The organism is Burkholderia sp. 3C, assembly GCF_054589155.1.
Genome location: NZ_BAAILN010000103.1, coordinates 1 through 7210, shown reverse-complemented (window position 1 = coordinate 7210; position 7210 = coordinate 1). Strand labels below are relative to the sequence as shown.

General features: G+C 70.7%; 5 protein-coding genes. 4 read left to right on the top strand and 1 reads right to left on the bottom strand.

Annotation, left to right across the window (positions count from 1 at the left end; all coding sequences use genetic code 11):
- Positions 1 to 74: 74 nt before the first annotated feature.
- The 4 genes from ACYP33_RS20675 (at position 75) to ACYP33_RS20660 (ending at position 5627) form a co-directional block, all read left to right on the top strand.
- Positions 75 to 1223 (top strand): alginate lyase family protein, encoded by a 1149-nt coding sequence (locus ACYP33_RS20675; protein ID WP_459623716.1) that lies wholly within the window; start codon positions 75 to 77, stop codon positions 1221 to 1223.
- Positions 1224 to 1253: 30 nt separating this feature from the next.
- Complete coding sequence (locus ACYP33_RS20670; protein WP_414443555.1) at positions 1254 to 2642, top strand: L-serine ammonia-lyase; 1389 nt, start codon at positions 1254 to 1256, stop codon at positions 2640 to 2642.
- 121 nt (positions 2643 to 2763) lie between these two features.
- Positions 2764 to 4479, top strand: coding sequence for a thiamine pyrophosphate-binding protein (locus ACYP33_RS20665; RefSeq protein ID WP_459623714.1), 1716 nt, complete (start codon positions 2764 to 2766; stop codon positions 4477 to 4479).
- A gap of 38 nt (positions 4480 to 4517) precedes the next feature.
- The gene (locus ACYP33_RS20660; protein WP_459623722.1) at positions 4518 to 5627 is read left to right on the top strand and encodes a glycosyltransferase family 9 protein; all 1110 of its coding nucleotides are present in this window, start codon (positions 4518 to 4520) and stop codon (positions 5625 to 5627) included.
- A 173-nt stretch (positions 5628 to 5800) separates the two neighbouring features.
- Here the strand turns inward: ACYP33_RS20660 and ACYP33_RS20655 are convergent, their stop codons facing one another.
- A complete protein-coding gene (locus ACYP33_RS20655) occupies positions 5801 to 6901 on the bottom strand; it encodes a helix-turn-helix domain-containing protein (protein WP_459623712.1) in 1101 nt (366 codons plus the stop codon).
- Between the last annotated feature and the right edge of the window lie 309 nt (positions 6902 to 7210).

The window sequence follows — 7210 nt, the reverse complement described above, 5'->3', positions numbered from 1 at the left end:
CGGCGCGCGGTCGCGTTCGTTACCAAGTCCGGCTACCATCACACACCGCCATCCAGCCAAACGAGGAGTTCCGCATGGTGCGCAAGGTGTTACCGGACAACACGGCCGTCCATCGCGTGAGGGCCGCCGCCGCGCGGCCTCGCTGGCGGGCGTTCGCACCGGCCGTCGCGGCCTGCGTCGCGTTCGCCGCTTCGGTCGGCGCGTCGCCCGCTCGGGCGGCCATGAATTTCTGCGCCGCGCCCGCGCTGCAGAGCAACGAATCGACTTCCGCCGAACCCGGCATCCAGGCGCTCGTCCGCGGCGTCGACGCGCACCTGAACGACGCGCCGAACGCGATGCAGCACCTCCATACCGAGGGGCTGCTGCCGCATGAAGGCATCCGCGATCAAAGCGAGGCCGCGCTCGACGACATGGAGCGCATGCGCGACGCGGCGCTGGCCTGGCGCGTCACCAACAAGCCGGCCTACCTCGCGTTCGTGAACCGTTTCCTGCTCGCCTGGGTCACCACCTACGAGCCGGATTTCAATCCGATCGACGAAACTCGTTTCGAAAGCCTGATCGTCGCGTACGACATGACGGCGAGCACGCTGCCGGTGAAAACGCGCAACGCCGCGTCGGCGTTCATCGCCAAGCTCGGCGCCGGCTACGTCGCGCAGGTCGAGGCGCAGCCGCGCCCGCTCACGGGCGTGTGGCGCAACAACTGGCAGAGCCACCGGATCAAGCTGATCGCGCTGGCCGCGTTCACGCTCGGCGACCGCAAGATGATGAACGCCGCGCAGCGCCTGTTCGTCGAGCATCTGGCCGACAACATCAAGCCCGACGGCACCACCATCGATTTCGAGGAGCGCGACGCGCTCCACTACACCGTCTACGACCTGCAGCCGCTCGTCACGGCCGCCTTGGCCGCGCGCCGCTTCAACCGCAACTGGCTCGGCGAGCGCGGCGCGAACGGCGCGACGCTGAAGGCCGCGCTCGACTGGCTGGTGCCGTACGCGCGCGGCGAGAAGACCCACGAAGAATTCGTCAACTCCACCGTGCCGTTCGACGCCAAACGGCGCGAAGCCGGCCTGCCCGGCTACTCGGGGCCGTGGGCGCCGAAGAACGCCACCGAACTGTTCCACCTCGCGGCCCGTCTCGACGGCCGCTACAACAGCGTCGCGCAATCGCTGTCGCCGCAGCCGCCCGCGTGGCTGGCCGCGTGCCTGCCATTGCCGGCGCGTTAATTCACCCGCTCCGCATACAGGAACTCCCCCATGGCAGTCAGCGTGTTCGATCTCTTCAAAATCGGGATAGGCCCGTCCAGCTCGCATACGGTCGGACCGATGCGCGCCGCGCTGATGTTCGTCCAGGGGCTGGAGCGCGATGCGCTGCTCGAACGCACGGCCACCGTGCGCGTGGACCTGTACGGCTCGCTCGGCGCGACCGGCAAGGGCCACGGCACCGACCGCGGCGTGATGCTCGGCCTGATGGGCGACGCGCCCGACACGGTCGATCCCGACACCATCGATGCGCGGCTGGCCGCCGTGCGCGACAGCAAATCGCTGTCGCTGCTGGGCCGCCACCCGGTGCCGTTCTCGATCAAGGAGCAGATCGGCTTCTACCGCCAGGCGCTGCCCGAGCATCCGAACGCGATGACGCTGCGCGCGCGCGACGCGGCCGGCGAGGCGCTGCGCGAAACCACCTACCTGTCGGTCGGCGGCGGATTCGTGGTGACGGCCGGCGCGGCGAACACCAAGGTGCTGAACGCGGCCGACCAGATGCCCTACCCGTTCAGCTCCGGCGCCGAGCTGCTGGCGCTGACCGCCTCCACCGGCAAGTCGATCGCGCAACTGATGTGGGACAACGAACGCGCCTGGAACGACGAGGCCACCACCCGCAGCGGCCTGTTGAAGATCTGGGACGTGATGCAGTCGTGCGTGTCGCGCGGCTGCGGGATCGGCAACCCCGATGCCGAAGGCACGCTGCCGGGGCCGTTCCAGGTCAAGCGCCGCGCGCCGCAGCTCTATCGCACGCTGAGCGGCAACCCCGAGCAGGCGCTGCGCGATCCGCTGTCGATGGTCGACTGGATCAACCTCTACGCGATCGCCGTCAACGAGGAGAACGCCGCCGGCGGGCGCGTGGTCACCGCGCCCACCAACGGCGCGGCCGGCATCATCCCGGCGGTGCTGCACTACTACGCGCGCTTCGTGCCGGGTGCGAGCGAACAGGGCGTGATCGACTTCCTGATGACGGCCGCCGCGATCGGCATCCTCTACAAGCTCAACGCGTCGATCTCGGGCGCCGAGGTGGGCTGCCAGGGCGAAGTGGGCGTGGCCTGCTCGATGGCGGCCGGCGCGCTGGCCGCCGTGATGGGCGGCACGCCGCGCCAGGTCGAGAACGCTGCCGAGATCGGCATGGAACACAACCTCGGGCTGACCTGCGACCCGGTCGGCGGGATGGTGCAGATTCCGTGCATCGAGCGCAACGCGATGGCGTCGGTGAAGGCCGTCAACGCGGCGCGCATGGCGCTGCGCGGCGACGGCAGCCATTACGTGTCGCTCGATTCGGTGATCAAGACGATGCGCGAAACCGGCGCCGACATGAAGACCAAGTACAAGGAAACCTCGCGCGGCGGGCTGGCGGTCAATATCGTCGAGTGTTGAGCCGGCCGTGAGCCGTGAAGGCGCGGCGCACCGCCGCCGCGCCCGCGTTTTTCGTTACTCCCGCGTGGTTCCTATCCGGCGTAAGCTATCCCCCTCGCCACCGAGAGGGAGCCCGCAGCCCATGCCGTCCACCCCGGATTCCGCCGCCCCGGCCAGCGTCAACGGCGCGCGACTGCTCGTCGACGCCTTGCTGGCCAACCATGTCGAGCGCGTGTTCTGCGTGCCCGGCGAAAGCTTCCTCGCCGTGCTCGACGCACTCGGCGACGAAACCGCCCGCATCGCCACCCTCGTCTGCCGCCACGAAGCCGCCGCCGCGAACATGGCCGAGGCCACCGGCAAGCTCACGGGCCGGCCCGGCATCGCGTTCGTCACGCGCGGCCCGGGCGCGGCGCATGCGTCGATCGGCGTGCACACCGCGTTCCAGGATTCCACGCCGATGATCCTGTTCGTCGGCCAGTGCGCGCGCGAGCATCTCGATCGCGAGGCGTTCCAGGAAATCGATTACCGCCGCATGTTCGGCGAGATGGCGAAGTGGGTCGCGCAGATCGACGACGCGCGCCGCATCCCCGAATACTTGAGCCAGGCGTTCCATGTCGCCACTGCGGGCCGGCCCGGCCCGGTGGTGCTCGCGCTGCCGGAGGATCTGCTGTCCGATCCGTGCGCGCCGCAGCCGGTGCTGCCGGCCGCGAAGCGGATCGCGGCGTCGCCGTCCGATGCGCAGGTCGCGGAATTGCGCGAGCGGCTCGCGCGCGCCGAACGGCCGCTCGCGATCGTCGGCGGCAGCGGCTGGACGCGCGACGCCTGCGCCGACCTGCGCCGCTTCGCCGAAGCCTGGCAACTGCCGGTGGCCTGCGCGTTCCGCTATCAAGACACGTTCGACAACGCGCATCCGCTCTATGCGGGCGACGTCGGGCTCGGCATCAATCCGGCGCTCGGCAGGCGCATCCGCGAGGCGGACCTGCTGCTCGCGATCGGCCCGCGGCTCGGCGAGGCCACCACCGGCGGCTACACGCTGCTCGACATCCCCAAGACCCGGCAGGCGCTGATCCACGTGCATCAGGGCGCGGAGGAACTGGGCCGGGTGTATGCGGCGGACCTGCCGATCGTCTCGGGGATGCCCGAAATCGCCGCGCGGCTGGCCGCGCTCGCGCCGCCCGAGGTGCTGCCGTGGGCCGGCAGCGCGGCCGACGCGCACGCGGCCTACGACGCGTGGCGCGCGCCGCTGCCGATGCCGGGCGACGTGCAGTTGGGCGAGATCATGCAGCAGTTGCGCGAGCGGTTGCCGCACGACGCGATCGTCAGCAACGGCGCGGGCAACTACGCCACCTGGCTGCATCGTCATTACCCGTATCGCGCGTTCCGCTCGCAACTGGCGCCGACCAACGGCGCGATGGGTTACGGCGTGCCGGCCGCGCTGGCGGCGAAATCCTTGTATCCGCAACGGGTTGCGGTGGCGCTGGCCGGCGACGGCTGCTTCATGATGGCCGGCCACGAACTCGCCACGGCCATGCAGTACGGCCTGAACGTGGTGGTGATCGTGGTCAACAACCAGCATTTCGGCACGATCCGCATGCATCAGGAACGCCATTACCCGGGGCGCGTGCACGGCACCGGCCTGACCAACCCCGATTTCGCCGCCTATGCGCGCGCGTTCGGCGCGCATGGCGAAACGGTGCTCGCCACGGCGGAATTCGCACCGGCGCTCGAACGTGCGCTGGCCGCGAACTTGCCGGCGCTGATCGAGATCCGCGTGCCGCAGGAAGCGAGCACGCCGTCCGCGACGCTCGCGCAGGTGCGCGAACAGGGCCGCAAGCTGCGCGGCGAGCCGGGTAATTGAGCGTGAGCGTGGCCATGCCACCGGCAACCGGGGCCGCGATGCAAGGCGTGGAGAGCGACGGCCCCACCGGCTTCGATGCGCATGCGGCCTTGCGGCACCCCGGTACGCTGCTGACGCCGGAGCGCATGCTCGTCGCGCCGTATGATCTGGAGATGGCCGACGCGGTGCCGGCGGGCCTGATCGCGGCCACGGCGCGCGCGGCCGGCGCGGGCATCCTCAACGCGGCCGAGCGGCCGTTCCGGCTCGACTACGCGCGCTGCGCGACGGTGCACGTGATCAACGGAATGGGCGTCGCGCTCGGCGATTCGATCATCGGCCTCACGGCGCTCGACGCGCTGCGCGGCGCGCATCCGGCGCTGCGCTTCGTGCTGTATCGGCCCGCGCGGCTCGCGGCCCATGTCGCGCAACTCGATGCGCTGGCCGCTCGCCCCACTTCGCATGGCGACGCTGTGGCCGAGATTCGCACGCTGCCGGTCGCGCTCGATGCGCTGCCGGCTGCCGCCCCGAAGATCGACGTCGGCAACCAGCTTTATCGGCCTGCGTTCGCGTCGCTGCCGATGATCGACTACTTCCTCGATGCGCTCGGCGCCGAGCCGGCAGCGATCCCGGCGGAAGCCAAGCGCAACCGCTGGCTCGCGCGGCTCGCCTTGCCCGCGCTGCCCGCGCCGTGGCATGCGCGCCGCTACGCGCTGTTCTGCGCCGACGCCAGCACGCCGCTGCGCAGCATCCCGCCCGGGCAGCGCGCGGCGCTCGTCGACCGCATCGCGCAGCGCTATGGGTTACCGGTGCTCGGCTTCGGGCCGGTCGATCATCGGGCGTATGTCGATGTGCGCGCGCTGTCGCCCGATACCGCCGCCTATCTGGCGTGGGTGCGCGGCGCGGCGGTGCTGATCGGCGCCGATTCGTCGGCGATCCACGTGGCCGACGGCTTCGACGTGCCGACGCTGGCCTGCTTCACGAGCATCGCGCCCGAATTGCGCGTGCGCGACTATCCGCATTGCCGGCCGGTGGTGGTGCCGGTGCCGCCCGCGCTGCACGATCGGCATGCGAGCGACGATCCGGACGATATTGCCGCGGTGGATAACGCCTATCGTGCGCTGGACTGGGATGCGCTGGCTTGGCCGCTGGCGCGTGATGGCCACGTCTAATCAGTTCATCGACGCCGCCCTCAGCACCTTGGACGGCTACATGCCGAACATGCGCCGATAATCGGCGGCGAACCGGCTCAGGTCAGTTTACCGCTGCCCCGGACGGCTTCCTCAGCACCTTGGACGGCTACATGCCGAACATGCGCCGGTAACCGGTGACGAACTGGCTCAGGTCAGTTCACCGCTTCGGCCACCGCAACCCCGGACGCCTCCCTCAGCGCCTCGGACGGCCGCATCCCGAACATGCGACGGTAATCGGTGGCGAACTGGCTCAAATGCCAGAAGCCCCACGCGGCGGCCACGTCCTGCACCGATCCCGCCGCGCGGCCGCACAAGTCGCGCCGCGCGCCGTTCAGGCGCAGCGCGCGCAGGTACGTGGCGGGCGCCATGCCGAGCACATCCTGGAAGCAGTTCTGCAAGGTGCGGCGGCTCACGTGAAGCTGCTCGCACAACTCGGGCACGCCGATCGGCCGGCTGCGATGCGCGAGCATGTAGTCGCGCGCCAGCGCGACGATGCGGCGGCGACGCTGCGGATGCAGGCCGTCGGCCTCGTCGTCGGCGTCCGGCCCCGCGCAAATGTCGAACAAGGCCGCCAGCACCGCCGCCTGCAAATCGTGACGCTCGCACTCGGACAACACCGCGCGCGGCGCGACCGCATCGTCGAAACGCGCGGCCAGCAACGCACGCAAGCGCGCGAGCCGCGCCTCGCCGGCCTGCACCACCGGCTGCCGCAGCCGCGCGTCGAGGCCGACGTGCTCGATATGCTCGGCGTAACGGCGCAACACCTCGCCGCGCACCACCACGCCATAGATCGAGAACGCGGCCGGCGTCAGCAGTTCGAATTCGACGTTGCCGGGCCGGCAGGCAAAACCGTCGGCCGCGATCGGCCGCGCATCGATCCGGGCGCTACCGTCGGGCCTGGCCGGGATGCCGAACCAGTACGCGTCGCCGCGCACCTCGCAGCCCTGCCGCAGCGCGTGGCTGGTGGTTTCACGAAACAGCTTCATGGTGTCGAGCGGCAGCTCGGTCAGCGTGCCGGCGAAGCGCCCGGCCGCGAGCTGGTCGTAGGTCTGGCGCCAGCCGATCAGGTTGCGCGCCTGCTCGTCGGCGTCGTGCGCGACACTGACCACCGCGCGGCCCGCCGGCGCTTCCGTGCCGGCCGCGCTGCGGCGTGTGTCTTCCGCGGTGGCCTCGGCCCGCGCGCCGGCCGCCGCCCTGCCGCCGGCCAAAGCTTCGGCATCCTTCACGGTTTCGATCCCGCCCCGAGCATTCATCGTCCCTGCCCCTTTTTCGATCCCGGCTTTCATCGACACGACAAATATGCAAATCCCGTGCCGAAAGTCCGTCAGGCCCGCGTTGCCCGGCCTCGTGCACGGCTGTGCCACGAAGGCACAGCGCGCAACGCGGCGGCGTGCCAGTTCTGCGCACCCACCATCGCACGAGCACGGCACACGCGGCCCGGCCCGCCGCCGCGCCCCGGCTGGCCGCGCCTCGCACCGCGACGCGCCCGGCACGCACCGCCGCGCGGCGCACTGGCACGCTTTTGGCGTATTTCACAGGCCCCGCCGCGCGTGCGCGGCGAC